The sequence below is a fragment of the Ancylobacter mangrovi genome (assembly GCF_024752335.1).
Taxonomy (GTDB): domain Bacteria; phylum Pseudomonadota; class Alphaproteobacteria; order Rhizobiales; family Xanthobacteraceae; genus Ancylobacter; species Ancylobacter mangrovi.
The window spans coordinates 54,278-71,511 of record NZ_JANTHY010000011.1 but is presented as its reverse complement, the minus strand read 5'-3'; the positions used below and the strand labels follow the sequence as shown (position 1 = coordinate 71,511).

At 68.5% G+C, this 17,234-nt stretch carries 15 protein-coding genes; 6 read left to right on the top strand and 9 right to left on the bottom strand.

All coding sequences use genetic code 11. From position 1 onward, the window contains the following. Positions 1-2: 2 nt before the first annotated feature. The 8 genes from NVS83_RS21660 to NVS83_RS21625 form a co-directional block, all read right to left on the bottom strand. The gene (locus tag NVS83_RS21660) at positions 3-704 is read right to left on the bottom strand and encodes a GntR family transcriptional regulator (RefSeq protein WP_258741234.1); all 702 of its coding nucleotides are present in this window, start codon (positions 702-704) and stop codon (positions 3-5) included. 132 nt (positions 705-836) lie between these two features. Then, positions 837-1,082, bottom strand: coding sequence for a hypothetical protein (locus NVS83_RS21655; protein WP_258741233.1), 246 nt, complete (start codon positions 1,080-1,082; stop codon positions 837-839). Between the two features lie 52 nt (positions 1,083-1,134). Then, positions 1,135-2,415 carry a TRAP transporter large permease gene (locus NVS83_RS21650; RefSeq protein WP_258741231.1) on the bottom strand — a complete coding sequence of 427 codons (1,281 nt, stop codon included), beginning with the start codon at positions 2,413-2,415 and terminating at the stop codon, positions 1,135-1,137. Beyond that, positions 2,412-3,002 (bottom strand): TRAP transporter small permease, encoded by a 591-nt coding sequence (locus NVS83_RS21645; RefSeq protein ID WP_258741229.1) that lies wholly within the window; start codon positions 3,000-3,002, stop codon positions 2,412-2,414. Before NVS83_RS21645 ends, NVS83_RS21650 begins: the two co-directional genes overlap by 4 nt. A 91-nt stretch (positions 3,003-3,093) precedes the next feature. After that, the gene (locus NVS83_RS21640; RefSeq protein ID WP_258741228.1) at positions 3,094-4,086 is read right to left on the bottom strand and encodes a TRAP transporter substrate-binding protein; all 993 of its coding nucleotides are present in this window, start codon (positions 4,084-4,086) and stop codon (positions 3,094-3,096) included. Positions 4,087-4,119: 33 nt separating this feature from the next. Next, positions 4,120-5,214, bottom strand: coding sequence for a mandelate racemase/muconate lactonizing enzyme family protein (locus NVS83_RS21635; RefSeq protein WP_258741227.1), 1,095 nt, complete (start codon positions 5,212-5,214; stop codon positions 4,120-4,122). 17 nt (positions 5,215-5,231) lie between these two features. Beyond that, positions 5,232-6,743, bottom strand: coding sequence for an amidase (locus NVS83_RS21630; protein WP_258741226.1), 1,512 nt, complete (start codon positions 6,741-6,743; stop codon positions 5,232-5,234). Between the two features lie 699 nt (positions 6,744-7,442). Further along, positions 7,443-8,222, bottom strand: coding sequence for a DeoR/GlpR family DNA-binding transcription regulator (locus tag NVS83_RS21625; protein WP_258741225.1), 780 nt, complete (start codon positions 8,220-8,222; stop codon positions 7,443-7,445). 666 nt (positions 8,223-8,888) lie between these two features. Here NVS83_RS21625 and NVS83_RS21620 point away from each other — a divergent pair. From NVS83_RS21620 to NVS83_RS21595, 6 genes are all read left to right on the top strand, one after another. Then, positions 8,889-9,401, top strand: coding sequence for a TRAP transporter small permease subunit (locus NVS83_RS21620; RefSeq protein ID WP_258741223.1), 513 nt, complete (start codon positions 8,889-8,891; stop codon positions 9,399-9,401). Beyond that, complete coding sequence (locus NVS83_RS21615) at positions 9,398-10,735, top strand: TRAP transporter large permease (protein WP_258734314.1); 1,338 nt, start codon at positions 9,398-9,400, stop codon at positions 10,733-10,735. The genes NVS83_RS21620 and NVS83_RS21615 overlap by 4 nt, the downstream gene beginning before the upstream one ends. A gap of 138 nt (positions 10,736-10,873) precedes the next feature. Then, positions 10,874-11,926 carry a type 2 periplasmic-binding domain-containing protein gene (locus tag NVS83_RS21610; protein ID WP_258741410.1) on the top strand — a complete coding sequence of 351 codons (1,053 nt, stop codon included), beginning with the start codon at positions 10,874-10,876 and terminating at the stop codon, positions 11,924-11,926. A gap of 139 nt (positions 11,927-12,065) precedes the next feature. Continuing rightward, positions 12,066-13,499: an NAD(P)/FAD-dependent oxidoreductase gene (locus NVS83_RS21605; RefSeq protein WP_258741222.1), complete on the top strand. Its 1,434-nt coding sequence runs from the start codon at positions 12,066-12,068 to the stop codon at positions 13,497-13,499. After that, complete coding sequence (locus NVS83_RS21600) at positions 13,496-14,725, top strand: NAD(P)/FAD-dependent oxidoreductase (protein WP_258741221.1); 1,230 nt, start codon at positions 13,496-13,498, stop codon at positions 14,723-14,725. The genes NVS83_RS21605 and NVS83_RS21600 overlap by 4 nt, the downstream gene beginning before the upstream one ends. Further along, positions 14,725-16,125 (top strand): FGGY family carbohydrate kinase, encoded by a 1,401-nt coding sequence (locus NVS83_RS21595; RefSeq protein ID WP_258741220.1) that lies wholly within the window; start codon positions 14,725-14,727, stop codon positions 16,123-16,125. Before NVS83_RS21600 ends, NVS83_RS21595 begins: the two co-directional genes overlap by 1 nt. On the opposite strand, the gene NVS83_RS21590 is transcribed toward NVS83_RS21595, so the two are convergent. Continuing rightward, complete coding sequence (locus NVS83_RS21590; RefSeq protein WP_258734310.1) at positions 16,122-17,234, bottom strand: ABC transporter permease; 1,113 nt, start codon at positions 17,232-17,234, stop codon at positions 16,122-16,124. The two genes, NVS83_RS21595 and NVS83_RS21590, sit on opposite strands and share 4 nt — an antisense overlap.

Sequence of the window (17,234 nt, the reverse complement as noted above, 5' to 3'; positions counted from 1 at the left end):
GGTTACGCCGACTTGCGCGCGTCTTCCTCGAATTCCTCGCGCAGCCGCGCCCGCGCCTGCCGCAGATGCTCGCGCATCAGGTGCTCGGCCCGGTCCGCGTCGCCGGCCTTCATCGCCTCGACCACGCTGCGGTGCTCCTGCAGCGACTTCGGGGCCTGTCCCGGGCGCAGGCCCGAACGGTAGCGGTAGACGCGCAGCAGGCTGTAGAGGTCGTCGCACAGCATCGAGATCAGCTTGGCGTTTCCCGATCCCTGGATGATGCGGAAATGGAAGTCGTGGTCGCCCGAGCGCTGGAAATAGCTTTCCCCCGCCTGCACCTCGCCCTGCTCGGCATGGCGGTCGAGCAGGGCGTCGAGCCCGGCGATCGCCTCCTTCGACATGCGCTGCGTCGCCAGCCGGGCGGCGATGCCCTCCAGCCCCTCGCGCACCTCGAGCAGGTCGAAGATGGCGTCCGGCGCGAATGAGGCCACCCGCGCGCCGATATTGGGCACGCGTTCCACCAGCTGCTTGCCCTCGAGCCGGCGAATCGCCTCGCGCACCGGCCCGCGGCTGATGTTGAAGGCGCGCGCCAGCGCCACCTCGTCGAGCTTGGTGCCCGGCGCGTAGGTGCCCTTGATGATGGCTTCTTCCAGCCACTCGAACGCCTGGTCCACGAGGGGCTTCGGGATGAAGGTCGGCGATGGCATGGCTCGGGCCCCGTCCATATGACACGTTCCCTTCTCCGGGCGTGAAGCAGGGAGCAGCCCCGCTGCCCGTGCAGAAGGCATGGGCATCCGCATAGCGGAAAATGACAGGCGAGGCGACCGGCACGAAGGGGCGGGCCTTGCCGCGCGCGGCTAGTCCGCCAGCGGGCCGATCGCCATGCGCTCGGCGATGAAGCAGAAGCCGTCCGATTCGATCGCCTCGCGCGCCCCGTCCTGGTCGACGAAGCGGCGTGCGGGCAGGCGGCGATATTCCTCCCAGTGACCCTCGTCATGGAGGCGCGGCAGCACCGCCAGGCTCTCCACCGGCAGGATCGCCCAGATCTTGGAGCGGACATTGCCGCGCTTGATCCAGTTCATGATCGCCCACTCGTCGCTCACCCGTCCGTCTCCTTTCATGCCCGCTTGCGTCCCCTCGCATTCTCCGAGGCGCTCAGTTCCGCATGTGCATCGGCAGCCAGGTGGATAGCGCCGGTACCGCCATCAGCACCAGCGTGAACAGCAGGGTGATGATGAAGAACGGCATGTTGGCGCGGAACACCTGCCATTGGTCGACCTTGGCGATCCGTGCCGTGATGATCAGCGACATCGCCACCGGGGGCGTGATCTGGCCGATCACCACCGCCATGACCATCAACACGCCGAAATGGATCAGGTCGACCCCGAAGAGCTGAAGCGAGGGCAGGAGGATCGGCACCAGCACCGGGATCAGCGGGTCGATGAACATGCCGGCGATGATGGCGATGATCATCATCGCCAGCAGCCGCATGAACGGGCTGTCGCCGATGGTCAGCACGTCGATCAGCCCGGCGAAGGCCTGCGGCACATGGGCGGCCGACAGCGCGCTGCCCAGCGCCACCGAGAGCGCGACGATGCCGAGCAGTTCGCCCGTCATCTGCACCGCGGCGACCGTCGCCTGGTAGAGCCCCTTCAGGTTCAGCGTGCGGTAGACCGCGAAGGAGAGGAAGGCGGCGTAGACGACGCCGAAGGCGCCGGCCTCCGAGGGCGTGAAGGCGCCGGCCACCAGCCCGCCGACGATCAGCCCGGGCATGCCGAAGGCGAGCAGCGCGGCAAGCCCGGTGCGCCCGATCTCGCGCGGCGAGAAATGCCCGAAGGCGGGGTAGCCGTGCCGGTGCGCGAGCCAGGTGATGGTCGCCATGAAGACGAGGCCGAGCAGCAGGCCGGGAATCAGCCCCGCCAGGAACAGCGCGCTCAGCGAGGTGCCCGTGACCGCCGAATAGAGGATCGCCGGCGAGGAGGGCGGGATGAGCGGGCCGATGCCGGAAGACGAAGCGCTCACCCCGGCCGAGAAGGCGCCCGAATAGCCGTCGCGCTTCATCGCCGGGATCAGCACCGAGCCCGACCCCGCGAGGTCGGCGGCGGAGGAGCCGATCATGCCGCCGAAGAACACGCTGGTGAGCACGTTCACCTGCGCGAGCCCGCCGCGGGTCCAGCCGACCAGCGCGCGGGCGAAGGCGAACAGCCGCGCGGCGATGCCGCCCGAGTTCATCAGCGTGCCGGCGAAGACGAACAGCGGCAGCGAGAGCAGCGTGTAGCCCGACAGGCCCGCCACCATGGTCTGCGGCAGCGACATGCCCCACTGCCCGCTGAGATAGAGCAGCAGCGCGACGGCGCTGAGCAGGGCGGCCACCATCGGCACGCCGAGCATCAGGAGGACGAGGAGGACGGCGATGCCGACGATTGCCCCGGTCATCGCGCGGCCTTCTCCTCGGGAATGGGGGCGAGGTTGCGCGCGCGCAGCGTGCGCACGAAGTCGGCGAGGAAGGCGAGCGCCAGCAGCGCCGAGCCGACCAGCATGGACGAGATGAACCAGCCCTTGGGCAGCTTGAGATAGGTCGTCTTGTCGCCGCCGAACATCGCGAAATAGTCGAACGAGACGAAGGCGAGATAGGCGAAGGACGCCGCGGACAGCAGGTCGGCGAAGGCGTTGAGGATGCGCCGCGCGCCCTGCGGCAGGCGGTTGGCGAAATGCTCGATGCGGATGATCTCGCGCCGGCGCACCGAGAGGAACATGCCGAGCATGGTGAGCCAGGGAATGAGCGCGATGACGATCTCGTCGGCCCAGATGATCCCCGAATTGAAGAGGTAGCGCAGCGAGGCGTTGAGGAAGACGAGCAGCGTGACCGTCACAAGCGCCGCTGCGCCCAGCGCGCCCGCGATGCCGTTGATCCAGGCGTCGAGGCCGTGCTCGTTCTGGCCGAGCTCGAGCTCGAAGCCGGCCTCCTCCATCTGCCGGCCGAGGTCGGCCTCCGGCGGTTGCGGATCTTCGGGCAGGCTCATGGCATCCGTCTCATGGCATCGGTTCCTGAAAGGCGACGTCCGGCGGGCCGGAGCCCGCCGGACGCTCGGCGCATCGTCGGCTAGGCGGGGGTCACTGCAGCGCGGCCTGCATGTCGGCCGCATAGGTGCCGCCGGCGATCTTGCCGATCTCGGCGTAGAGCGGCTGCGAGGCCTCGACGAAGGCGGCGCGGTCGATCTCGATGATCTCGTTCTTGCCGTTGGCCTTCAGCTTGGCCAGCAGGTCCTCGTCCTTCTGCGCACCGAGCGCACGGATCTCCTTGGCTGCCTCGAGCGCGGCTTCCTTCAGCATCGCCTTCTGGTCGTCGGGCAGGGAGTCGAACTTCTTCGCGTTCATCGCGAAGGTGATCGGCGTGTAGACGTGGTTGGAGATCGAGATGTAGGGCTGGACCTCCTGCAGCGAGCGCTCGACGATGTCGTTGAGCGGGTTCTCCTGGCCGTCGATGGTCTTGTTCTGCAGGGCGAGGAACACCTCGCCGAAGTTCATGTTGACCGGGGTCGCGCCCAGCGTCTTGAAGGTCAGGATGCGGGTCTCGCTGCCCGGCACGCGGATCTTCATGCCCTGGAAGTCGGCCGGGGTCTTGATCGGGCGCACCGAATTGGTGATCTGGCGGAAGCCGATCTCGCCGAAGGCCAGCACTTCGAGGCCCGCCTTCTCGCGCATCGAGGCGGCGAGCTTCTGGCCGAACTCGCCGTCCAGCACCTTCGCCACCGCCTCGCGGTCCGGGAACATGAAGGGCATGTCGAACACCGCCCAGGCGTTGTCCAGCTCGACCGCGTCCGAGCCCATCGGCGTGATGTCGATCTGGCCGGTGCGCACCTGCTGCATGTGCACGATCTCGTCGCCGATGGTGGCGTTGTCGAACAGCTCGTAGGTGAACTCGTCACCCATCTTCGCCTTCATCTTGTCGGCGACCTTCTGCGCCATGATGGTGTCGAAGCCGCCCGCGGGGGAGGGGCTCGCCATCTTGAGGTGCAGCGGCTCGGCGAAGGCGCCGCCGGCGACCAGGCTGGTGCTGAGGGCGAGAGCCCCGAGCGCGTGACGCATATTGAAGCGATAGGCCATGTTCCCACTCTCCTTCGTTGATTGATTGGCTCGTCACGCGGTGACGAGCGTTTCCTTCAGCATGTCCCTGTTGAGGGTGACGCCGAATCCCGGCGCGTCGGGTATGGCGACGCGTCCGTTCACGGCCCTGGGCGGATCGAGGAACATCTGCTCCTCGACCTGCTCGGTGCCGAGATGGATTTCGGCCAGCGTGCCGTTGCGGAAGCCGGCGACGTGATGGAGGCACCACACGCCGCCGCCGCCGGCATCCGACAAGGGTTTGTTGTAGATCTGCGAAAGATGCGCGACCCGGCGGGTCTCCGTCATGCCGCCGTTGTACATGCTGTTCGGCATGAAGATGTCGATCGCGTCGTGCTCGACCCACTCGCGGAAGCGCAGCGAATGCCCGTCCATCTGCCCGGCCGAGAGCGGGATGGTGGTGCGCTTGCGCATGTTGCCGAGGTCGCGCGCGTCGACGCGCTGCAGCGGGTCCTCGAACCAGGCGATGTTGCAGGGCTCGATCATCTTGGCGATGCGCAGCGCCTCTTCCGGGCGCAGCCCCTCATTGGCGTCGACCGCGAGCAGGATGTCCTCGCCGATCGCCTCGCGCACCGCAGCGACGCGCTTCGCGTCCTCGACGAGGCCGCGCCCGGTGCCGACCAGCATCTTCAGCCGGGTGTGGCCCTTGCCGATCAGGATCCGCGCCATCTCGATCAGGTGCTCGGTCTCGAAGGCGGCGAAGCCGTAGGTCACATAGGCGTCGGCATAATCCTTGGCGCCGCCGAGGAGCTGGGCGACTGTGCGCCCGCTCGCCTTGCCGATGATGTCCCACAGCGCGAGATCGATGCAGGAGAGCCCGGCGAGGTTGATGCCCGTCATCGCGCCGCGTTCGGAGATCAGCGGCTGCAGGCGAGCGTGGATCTTCTCCAGGTCGCGCGGGTCCATGTCGATGATGGCTGGGCCGAGATGCTTGCCGGCGACGGCGGCGACGCCATGCCAGAGGAAGCGCGAGGCCATGCCGATGCCGACATGGCCCTCGTCTGTCTCGATCTCGCAGATGATGCGGTAATCATCCTCGATCGGCTTGTTGATCAGCGGCACCGAATTCTTGAAGCGGTGAACGCTGACGCGCACGTCCTTGATCAGCAAAGCACTTCCTCCACCCGTCACGGGGCAACTGCGTGGCGCGCATGGGCGCCGGGTCGTTCGAAGGGGCCGGCGAGGGCGGCGATGACCGCTCCCGCCCGGCTGGGCATCCGGGCGAGCCGGGTGAGATCGGGAGCGGGGCGCGCCAGCACCGGATCGTCGGCCAGCGCCGCCTCGATGGCGGCGGCCGCAGCGAGCGTGCCGGCGTCGTCGCGCAGCCGACCGACGATCTGCAGGCCGAAGGGCAGGCCGGACGGGCCGAGCCCGCAGGGGATGACGGTGGCGGGATGGCTGGTGAGCGTGATCGCGTAGGCGATGGCGCACCAGCTGATGTAGGTGTCGAGCGCGACGCCGTTGATTTCGGGCACGTAGAGCTCGTCAACCGGGAACGGCACCACCGACGCCGCCGGGCAGATCAGCAGGTCGACATCGGCGAAGAAGTCCTGGAAGCGGCGCAGGATCTCGGTCTGCCCGGCCTGGGCGCGGGCGATATCGGCGATGGCGAACCGCCGCGCCAGCTCGGTATTGGCGACGACGTTGGGCGTGGCGAGGGCGCGGTGGCGCTCGACATAGTCGGTGATGCCGCCGGCGAAGCCGACCGCGCGCAGCGTCTCGAAGGTCGCGTCGACTTCCGGCAGTTCCGGATCCTTCCACATGCTGTGGCCGAAGAGCGGCGCCAGCCCTTCGGCCACCGCCACGAAGTGCTCCGCCACCTCGCGCGCCACCGGCACGCCGCCGAGGTCGGCGCTGAAGGCGACCCGCAGCGTGCCGGGATCGACCTTGTGCAGATGAAGGAAGTCGCGCGGGTCGAGCGGGCGCGACAGCGGATCGCGCGCGCTCTCGCCGACCATCGCCGCCATCAGCAGCGCCGCGTCGTCGACGCAGCGGGCCATGGGGCCCTCGACGAGATGGGGCGACCAGCCATGGGCGCGCCCCTCGCTCGCCACCGCGCCGGGCGAGGGGCGGTGGCCGACCACACCGCAGAAGGAGGCTGGGGTGCGCAGGCTGCCGCCGAGGTCCGAGCCGGTCGCCAGCGGCACCATGGCGGGCGCGAGCGCCGCCGCCGACCCGCCCGAGGAGCCGGCGCAGGACAGCGTGGGGTCGAACGGGTTCACCGTCGCGCCATAGACCTTGTTCACCGTGTTGGCGCCGGCGCCGAATTCGGGTGTGTTGCTCTTGGCAATGACGACGCCGCCCGCCGCGCGGATGCGTGCCACCAGCGGATCGTCGCGCCACGGCACGTTGTCGGCATGGGCGAGCGAGCCGAAGCTGGTGACGAGGCCCTCAGTCTCGGTGAGGTCCTTGATGGCGACTGGCAGGCCGTGCAGCACGCCGAGCTGCTCGCCGCGCATCACCGCGTCCTCGGCCCGGCGGGCGTCCCGGCGCGAGCGCTCGAAGTCACGCGCCACCAGCGCGTTCAAATGGGGGTCGACCGCCTCGATGCGGGCCTGACAGGCGTCGTGCACCTCCACCGGCGACAATTGCTTGCGGCCGATGAGCGCCCTGGTCTCCCGGGCGGAGAGCTCGAGCATGTCCGGTACCTCGTGAATGTGCGAGGATTGTCCGAACGGAAGGTTGGGCGGTCAACAGTTGATCTGGATCAAATGCCGCAAAATGCGCCAAAATGAGCAGATGGCGCTTTTTTCCTCGTCATTTGATTAAATGGAGTGCGAATGAATCGCGCTCAGAATAATCAAATCCTATGAACATGATTTGACACGTTCGTGAAATGAATCAAAAGACGTGAAAGCAATGCTCCTATGCGCCGCATAGGATCACTTTATATACATGATAATACTGGAGTGTGGCGACGCGCGGGTCTGCCGCCGTCGGCCCAACGGGCCGCTCGGACTATGCCGTCGACCCGCTGCCGCGGGCGAGGGCGACGAGGCGCACACCGCCGACGCGAACCTTCCGTTCCCGTCGTGCCGCGCCCGCCATTTACGTAGAGGATCAGAGTGAGGCCACGCGCGGCATCAATAAAATAGTTTTATTCGCTATTTGGCATAGGCAAGTCCGATCGAGCCAAGAGGCCATCATTGGCCGGCTTCCCCAGCTTCTCGGCGCCCGTGCGGAGCATGAGGACTTCTCCCTGCACCGAAGCTTCGGATGCTGAGGTGCGCCGATCGCGATCCACTCGCTACATGCCCCAGCGTTGCGCCCGGAGAGCGCCGCACAACGTTAGGTCCGGCCCCGCCCTCGACTGTCGCGTCGCCCGGGACGTGGTGCGCTCACTCCCCGCCGGCGACGATCAGCCGGGTGCCGGCGGCCTCGATCGCCTTCGCCATCGGCTCGGACGGCTCGAGGTCGGTTACCAGCGTATGCACGCGCGCGAGCGGGGCGACCTCGAAGACGGCGCGCCGGTCGAACTTGCTGTGGTCGGCGAGCACGGTGACGCGGTCGGCGCGCTCGATCATCGCCTTGGCGACCTCGGCCTCCTGCAGGTCGAAATCCATCACGCAGGCCGGATCGATGGCGCCGATGGTCAGCACCGCATGGCGCACGCGGAACTTGGCGACCTGCTCCAGCGCCAGCGGCCCCAGGCTCTCGCCGGCATCCGCGCCATAGGCGCCGCCGATGAGGAAGACCTTGTGCGCGTGATTGGCGGCGAGCATGGCAGCGATGCGCGGCGAGTTGGTGATCGTCGTCAGCGAGCGGGCACCCGCCAGCGCCTCGGCGAAGGTGACGGTGGTGCTGCCGGTGTCGATGAACAGGGAATCGTCGGGCTCGAACAGGCGGGCGGCGGCGGCGGCGATGCTCTTCTTGCCTGCCGCATTTTGCGCCATGCGCTGCGCAAACGGCCATTCCTTGTCCATGACCGGGGCGGGCACGCCGATCGCCTTGGCCCCGCCGTGAAAGCGGCGCAGCCGTCCGGCCGCGTCGAGCCGGCCGAGATCGCGCCGCACCGTCTCGCGCGAGACGCGGAGCCGGTCGGCCAGTGCCTCGACGCTCAGCTCTCCGGCCTCGGAAAGCAGCGCGATGATGTCGTCATGGCGGGAGGAGGGCTGCACGGCGTTTCCCTACTTGCCTTTCGTGAATGCTCAGGCTTTCGGCCCGGTCGGGCGGTGCGGCGGCCCGCCCGATTCCACGCGACGGCGATTGCTGAATCGGTAAGTGACGCCCGTTGTTGGGTCAATGCGACCGCGCCGCTGTACGGAGGCGACGCCGATTCGGGCATTTACCTTTGGGTATCCAACGATATTTCCGCGTAATATGGCCGAATAGTCAATTACAGGAGTTATATGTTGATCATACGGGCTCGTCAGTCAATCATTTCGGTCAAAATGGCCGTGAATGATGATAATTCGGTCTTTCCTTCCGTATCGAAAACGGTATGGTGCTTGCTAGTGCTGAAAATAACGGCGCGCACATTCGGCGTGCAGCGGGCGCGAGGGGATTGCTTATGACCGCCTTTGGCAGACGGGCCGCGTGATCGGCATCTGACGTCGCGGCGATGCCTCGTTGCGGGGGCATCGGCGGCGATCGCGTCGGCGCCGTCTTGCGGATCGCGCGCCGGCGCCCGTGCAAGCCGGGCGCGGCGGGGTCGTCTGGCGCGTCACGCGGATTTTCCGGCGGCGGGCGCGCCGGCGCCGACCTTCAAGACCGAGCGGGTGCATATCGGACAGGAACGGAGCGTGGATGTGACTTCCGAAGTGGCAGAACGGACAGAGACGGGCATGTGGCGATGGATCGCCTTCTATGTGCGCCTCACGGATCGGATCTCCGACTATGTCGGCTACCTCGCCGCCTCCCTCATCTTCTTCATGGGCGCCACGCTGCTGTTCGACGCCGTCACCCGCAACCTGATCCGCATGCCGGTCCACTGGGCGGTGGAACTCACCCAGTTCACGCTCGCCGCCTATTACTTCATGGGCGGGCCGATCACGCTCAAGAACGACGAGCATGTCCGCATGGACCTCTGGTACGGAAACCTTTCCGTACGCGGCAAGGCGAAGGTCGATATCTTCACCGTCTGGTGCCTGATCTTCTATCTCGGCGTGCTGCTCGCGGGCTCGATCTCCAGCCTCGCCTACGCCATCGCCACCGACGAGCGGCGGTTCTCGATCTGGAATCCGTCGGTGATCCCGATCAAGTCGCTGATGGTCGCGTGCATCGTGCTGATGCTGCTGCAGGCCCTCGCGCTCTTCTTCAAGCACGTCGCCACGCTGCGCGGGGAGGAACTGCGGTGAGCTACGAGGCGATCGCCCTTCTCATGTTCGCCTCGATGGTGCTGCTGCTGGTCTCGGGCCAGCGGGTCTTCGCCGCCATCGGCTTCGTCGCCGCCGGCGCGGCGCTGCTGCTCTACGGGCACGGCGCGGTGGAGCTGCCCTTCAACCAGGTGTTCAAGCTCTTCAACTGGTACGCCATGCTCACGCTGCCCATGTTCATCTACATGGGCTACATCCTGTCGGAGTCCGGCATCGCCGAAGACCTCTACAGGATGCTGCACGTGTGGTTCGGGCGCGTGCGCGGCGGGCTCGCCATCGGCACCATCTTCCTGATGGTCATCATCTCCGCCATGAACGGCCTGTCGGTCGCCGGCATGGCCATCGGCGCCACCATCGCGCTGCCGGAGATGCTGCGGCGCGGCTACGACAAGGTGCTGATCTCCGGCGTCGTGCAGGGCGGCTCCTCGCTCGGCATCCTGATCCCGCCCTCGGTGGTGATGGTGCTCTACGGCATGATCGCCCGCCAGCCGGTGTCGAAGCTGTGGTTCGCCGGGCTGGTGCCGGGCCTCATCATGGCGGCGCTGTTCGTGCTGTACGTGATGTTCCGCGCCCGCACCAACCCGAAGCTCGCGCCCATCGTGGCGGAAGAAGAGCTGAACATGCCCCTGCGCGAGAAGCTGGCGCTGGCGCGGGCGGGCATCATTCCCTTCGCCATCTTCTTCTTCATGACCGGGCTGTTCGTCTCCGGCTACACCAGCCTCGTCGAGAGCTCGGCGGTGGGCGCGGCGTCGGCGACGCTGGCGGCGGTGATGAAGCGCCGGTTCACCTGGCGGCTGGTGCGCGAGACGTCGATGAAGACGCTCGCCGTCTCCTGCATGTTCCTGTGGCTAATCCTGGCCGCGCTCGCCTTCGGCGCGGTGTTCGACGGGCTCGGCGCGGTCAAGGCGATCGAGAACCTGTTCGTGCGCCAGTGGGACCTCGACCCCTGGACCATCATCATCATGATGCAGGTGAGCTTCCTGATCATGGGGATGTTCCTCGACGACACCGCGATGCTGGTGATCGTCGCGCCGCTCTACATCCCGCTGGTGAAGACGCTGGATCTCGGCTTCCCCAACCAGCTGATCTGGTTCGGCGTGCTCTACACCATCACCTGCCAGATCGCCTACATCACCCCGCCCTTTGGCTACAACCTCTTCCTCATGCGCTCGCTGGCGCCGAAGGAGATCACGCTGGTCGACATCTACCGGTCGATCTGGCCGTTCGTGCTGATCATGGCGCTCACCATCGCGCTGATCATGGCGTTCCCGCAGCTCGCACTCTGGCTTCCCACCCACACGAATGTGCGGGGCTGAGGACATGTTGCCGGCAACCAGAACCTTCCAAAACGAGAGGAACAGCAGATGAGCGACAAGACCAAGACGTCTGGCATCCTGACGCCCGAGAGCACGAAGCCGGGCAGCCTCAAGAAGCCCGGCGCGGCGGAGAAGATCCTGGCGACGCGCCGCAACTTCCTCGGCAAGGCCGGCCTCGGCGCCGGCGTGGCGTTGGCGAGCTCCACCCTGGCGGCCCCCGCCGTCATCGCGCAGACCGGCCCGATCAAGTGGCGCCTGCAGACCTATTCCGGCGCCCCGCTCGGCGCCCACGTCATCAAGCCGCAGATCGAGGCCTTCAACACGGCGGCGAACGGGGAGATGGAGATCGAGCTGTTCTACGCCGACCAGCTAGTCCCGACCGCCGACCTCTTCCGCGCGCTGCAGAGCGGCACCATCGACGCGGTGCAGTCGGACGAGGCGACCATGGCCTCGCCGGTCGATATCGCCGTGTTCGGCGGCTACTTCCCCTTCGCCACCCGCTACAGCCTCGATGTGCCGGCGCTGTTCCGCTATTACGGGCTGAAGGAGATCTGGGAAGAGGCCTATTCCGAGGTCGATAACGTCACCTGGCTGTCCACCGGCGCCTGGGACCCGCTGCACATCTTCACCGTCGAGAAGCCGATCCGCAGCCTCGCCGACATGCAGGGCCTGCGCGTGTTCGGCGTGCCGACCGCGGGCAAGTTCCTGTCCAAGTACGGTCTCGTGCCGGTGACGATCCCGTGGGACAACGTCGAAGTCGCGATGCAGACCGGCGAGCTCGACGGCGTCGCCTGGTGCGGCTTCACCGAGGCCTATGAGGTGGGCTGGGCCGACGTGTGCAACTACGCCCTTTCCAACTCGGTCACCGGCGCGTGGTTCGGCAGCTATTTCGCCAACACGGCGAGTTGGGACAAGGTGCCGCCGCACCTGAAGGAGCTGTTCCTCATGTCCATCGACCAGTCGCACTATTATCGCGACGTCTGGTACTGGGGCGGCGAGGCCAAGCTGCGCGTGGAAGGCGAGAAGATGGAGCTCACCTCGCTGCCGCCGCAGGAATGGGCGCAGGTGGTCCAGGACGCCACGGGCTTCTGGGACGAGGTTGCCGCTTCCAGCCCGCGCGCGGGCAAGGTGGTCGCCGCCTTCAAGAAATACGCCGAGACGATGCAGAAGGCCGGCTACCCCTATCGCTGATCGGGACCGACCTCATCTGCCGCCTATGGCGCCTCCGCCCGTGCGGGCGGGGGCGCCGACGGCCCGGCGCACGCCGGAGCCGAGTGAAGTGCCGTGACCGGCCGCGGGCCGGTCGCGTTGTGACAGGAAGGGAGCAACGATGCTCCACGCGCAGGCCCGGCCGACGCCCGCCCCCTCGCTTCAGGAGATGTTCGACGTCGCCATCATCGGGGCCGGCGTCGTCGGCTGCGCTCTCGCGCGCCGCTTCGCGCTGGCCGGGGCGAAGGTCGTGCTGGTCGAGAAGGGCAGCGACATTCTGAGCGGCGCCTCCAAGGCCAACAGCGCCATCCTGCATACCGGCTTCGACGCCCCGCCCGGCAGCCTGGAGCTGGAGCTGGTGAAGGCCGGGCGGGCGGAATATCTCGACATCCGCGACAGCCTCGGCCTGCCGCTCGTGACGACGGGCGCGCTGGTCTGCGCCTGGAACGAGGCGGAGGCGGCGAAGCTGGAGGCAATCGCGGCGCAGGGGCGCGACAATGGCATCGCCGGGCTGCGCTTGCTGAACGCGCATGAGGCGCGCGCGGGCATGCCCGCACTCTCGCCGCGGCTGGCGGCGGCGATCGAGGTCGAGGGCGAGCACATCATCGATCCCTGGAGCGCGCCGCTCGCCTATCTGACGCAGGCGGTGGCGCTGGGGGCGCGGTTCCTGCGCCGGGCCGAGCTGATCGAGGGCCGCTTCGGTGGCGACTGGACACTCGCGACCTCGGCCGGCGAATTGCGCGCGCGTGCCGTGGTCAACGCCGCCGGGCTCTATGGTGACGAGGTCGACCGTCGGCTCGGCTTCACGCCCGAGTTCGAGATCCGTCCGCGCAAGGGCCAGTTCGTGGTGCTCGACAAGGCGGCCTTTCCTCATGTGCCGCGTATCGTCCTTCCCGTGCCGACCGAGATAACCAAGGGCGTGGTGGTGTGCCCCACCGCCTTCGGCAATGTGCTGATCGGGCCAACGGCGGAGGAGCAGCAGGACCGCACCCGCGCCACCGTCGAGACCGACACGCTACGCGCCTTGCTGAAGCGCGGCGCCGAGATCGTCCCCGCCCTCGAGGGCATGCCGATAACCGCCGTCTATGCCGGGCTGCGGCCCGCGAGCGAGGAGAAGGGCTACCGCATCTTCGCGCGGCCGGAGAGCCGGGCCATCACGCTCGGCGGCATACGCTCGACCGGGCTCAGCGCCGCGCTCGGCCTCGCGCAGCACGCGCTGAAACTGCACGCCGCCTTCGAAGGGCCGCCGCTCACGCCGGCCGGCGCGCCGGCGGTCCATCTGCCCAACCTCGCCGAGACGCGCGAGCGCGACTGGCAGCAGCCCGACCATGGCGAGATCGTCTGCCATTGCGAGCTGGTGACGCGCCGCGAGATCGAGGCGGCGTTCGAGAGCGCGGTGCCGCCGGGCGATTTCGGGGGGCTGAGGCGACGCACGCGCGCAGGGATGGGGCGGTGCCAGGGCTTCTACTGCAATGCGCGCCTCGCGGAGATGACGCGCGGGCGCCTCGCCGAGCCGCTCGCGGTGGGCGAGGACGAGGAGCCCCGGCGGTCATGAGCGGGGCGATGAACGACGTGATCGTCGTCGGTGGCGGCCCGGCCGGCGTGGCGGCGGCGGTGGAACTGCGCCGGCGCGGCGTGGAGCGCGTCGTGCTGCTCGACCGCGAGCCGGAGCTCGGCGGGGCGACGCGCCATTGCAGCCACTCGCCCTTCGGCATGCGCGAGTTCGGCCGGGTCTATCTCGGCGCGGCCTATGGCCGGCGGCTGGCGCAGGAGGCCGGGCAGGCGGGCGTCGATGTCCGGCTCGGCCATTCGGTGGTGCGGATGCTCGACGGCGGGCAGCTCGAGGTCGCCTCGGCGCGCGGCGTCGAGACCCTGTCGGCGCGGCGCCTCATGATCGCCACCGGTGCCCGCGAGCGCCCGCGCGCGGACCGGCTGCTGCCCGGCGACCGGCCGATCGGCGTCGTCACCACCGGCACGCTGCAGGCCTATGTCGCGTTTCACGGGCTGATGCCGTTCCGGCGGCCGGTGATCCTCGGCTCCGAACTGGTGAGCCTTTCCGCCGTCCTCACCTGCCTCACCCATGGCGCGCGCCCGCTCGCGCTGCTGGAGAGCGCGCCGCATCCGCTGGCCCGGGCCCCCTTCGCATGGTTCCCGCGCATCGCCGGCGTGCCGTTCCATTGCGGGGCCGAGGTGATCGACATTCGTGGCGTGGACAGGGTCGAGGCGGTCGCCTTCCGCCGGAGCGACGGCGCGGTAGAGACGCTCGCCTGCGACGGGGTGCTGCTGACGGGGCGCTTCACCCCGGAATCGGCGCTGTTCCGGCAGTCGCCGATCGGGGTCGAGGCCGGCAGTGCGGGACCGGCCATCGACCAGGACGGGCGTACCGCCGATCCGGTGGTCTTCGCCAGCGGCAACATATTGCGCGCGGTCGAGACCGGCGGCTGGGCCTTTCGCGAGGGGCGTGCCGTCGGGCGGGCGATCGCGGCGGACCTGGCGCGCGACGCGCAGGTCGCCCCACCCGTGCCGGTGACGTTCGACCCGCCGGTCAAGCTGGTGGTGCCGGGCCTGCTGCGCCGCGATGCGGGCACCGAGCCCGCCTTCCGCGACTTCCAGCTCCGCTTCCTGCGCCGCGCGCGCGGCCGGCTGTCCTTGGCGCTCGACGGATCGGAGGTCTGGTCGGGGGAGGGCACCTTCCTGCCGGAGCGGCGCATCCTTGTGCCGATCCCGCCCGGCGCCGCCGAGGCGGGCGCGGTGCATGTCCGGTTCCGGGAGGCCGGCTGATGCGGGTGGCGGCGATCGACCAGGGCACCACCTCGACGCGCTGCCTGCTGGTGGACGAGGCGGCCGGCGAGGCGCGCGTCGTCGCGAGCCAGCGCCATAGCCAGCACCATCCAGCGCCGGGCCGGGTCGAGCAGGATGGCGAGGAATTGCTGCGCAACATCCGCGCCGTACTGCAGGCGGCGGGGCCGGTGGACGCGATCGCCATCGCCAATCAGGGCGAGAGCTGCCTCGCCTGGGACAGGGTGAGCGGCGCGCCGCTGTCGCCCGTCATCGTCTGGCAGGACGCGCGCACGGCCGGCGCGCTGGCGGCGCTCGGCGCTGCGGCCGAGGTGCGCTCGAAGGCGATCTGCGGCCTGCCGCTCGATGCCTATTTCTCGGCCGGCAAGTTCGCCTGGCTGCTGGCGGAGCTTACCGAAGTCGCGGCCGCGTACGAGGCGGGGCGCCTGCGGCTCGGTACCACCGACGCCTTTTTCCTCGACCGGCTGTGCGGCAGCTTCGTTACCGACATCGCGACCGCCTCCCGCACCGGCCTGCTGGATATCGCGACCGGGCGCTGGAGCCCGGAGCTGTGCGCGCTCCACGGCGTGCCGATCGAGTGCCTGCCGGAGATCGCCGCCGTCGATGCCGGGTTCGGCAGCCTCGATGGCACACCGGTGAAGGTGTCGATCGTCGACCAGCAGGCGGCGCTCTACGGGCATGGCTGCCGCCGGCCGGGCGACGCCAAGATCACCTTCGGCACCGGCGCCTTCCTGCTCGCGGTCACCGGCGACGAGCGACCCGCGCCGTCCGACCTGCTGCCGACGGTGGCGTGGCGGCGGACGGGCGAGGGGACGGTGTTCGCGATCGAGGGCGGGGTCTATGATGCGGGCGCGGCGCTCGACTGGGCGCGGCGGATAGGGCTCTATGCGGAACCGTCCGAGCTCGACGGCTTCGAAGGGCCTTCCGCGCTCGGCCGCGGCCTCGTCTTCGTTCCGGCGCTGTCGGGCCTCGCCGCGCCCTATTGGGACCGGCAGGCGGCGCCGCTCTTCATCGGCATGGACGCCGCGACCGGGCGCGCCGACATGGTGCGCGCAGTGCTGGAAGGCATCGCCATGCTCACCGTCGGTCTGATCGAGGCGGCGGCCCTATCGGTCGGGTCGATCGCTACCGTGTCGATCGATGGCGGCCTGTCGCAGAGCGCCTATTTCGGCCGCTTCCTCGCCGCGGCGAGCGGACGGGCGGTCCTCGTGCCCGCCCATCACGAGATGACCTCGCTCGGCCTCGCCGAACTTTGCGGTGCCGATGTCGCCTCCCTGCGCGTGCCCGCCCGGCGCTTCGAGCCGGACGGGTCGGTGACGGGCGAGGATTACGCCCGCTTTGCGGAGGCTGTCGGCAAGAGCCGCGGCTGGCGCCGCTTCTAGCGCAGGAAGCGCCTGAACCGGCGCAGCGACAGGAAGAACAGCGCCCCGCCGATGGCGAGCAGCGCCAGGAATTGCGGCCACACCACCGTCAGTCCGGCGCCGCGGAACAGGATCGACTGGGCAAGGATGACGAAATGGGTGTTCGGAGCGAACGCCATGATGTCCTGGATGATCTGCGGCATGCTCTCGCGCGGCGTGGTGGCGCCGGAAAGCACCTGCAGCGGCAGCAGCACCAGCATCAGTAGCAGCCCGAATTGCGGCATCGAGCCGGCCACGGTGGCGAGGAAGATGCCCATCGAGGTGGTGGCGAAGAGGTGCAGCGCCGTGCCCATAAGGAACAATGTCAGCGAGCCGTTGATCGGCACCTTGAGCGCGCCCTGCACGATGAGGATCAGCGACACGGTGGTGGCGATGAACACGACGAGCCCCATCGACCAGATCTTGCCGAGCATGATCTCGACCGGCGTGACCGGCATGACGAGGAGGTGCTCGATGGTGCCGTGCTCGCGCTCGCGGATCAGCGCGGCCCCGGTGAGGATGATCGAGAGCATGGTGATCGAGGAGATCACGTTGGTCACGGCGCCGAACCAGCTCTTGTTGAGCTCCTGGTTGAAGCGCGTGCGCAGCGTGAGCTCGACCGGGACCTCGGTCTCGCCGCGGTAGCGGTTCAGGAACTCGTTGACCTCGCCCGAGACGATGGACTGCACGTAGCCCCCGCCCGAGAAGGCCTGCGACATGCGGGTGGCGTCGACGTTGAGCTGGATGGTCGGCGCCCGCCCGGCGAGCAGATCGCGCTGGAAGTTCGGCGGGATGTCGAGCGCGAAGGTGTCGAGCCCGGAATCCATCCGCCGGTCCATCTGCGAGGCGGTGATGAGCTTCGGTACGGTGAAATAGGGCGGGTAGAACGCGGTGACGATGCGCGAGGCGACCGGCGAGCGGTCCTCGTCGACGATGCTGATCGAGGCCCGGTTCAGCGTCTCGGGCATGGCAGTCGAGGCGGTGTAGATCGAGACGGTGAAGGAATAGACGATCAGGATCAGCAGCATCGGGTCGCGCAGCAGGCCGCGCAGTTCCTTGATCCCGAGCTGGAGCACATTGGCCGCGCGCAT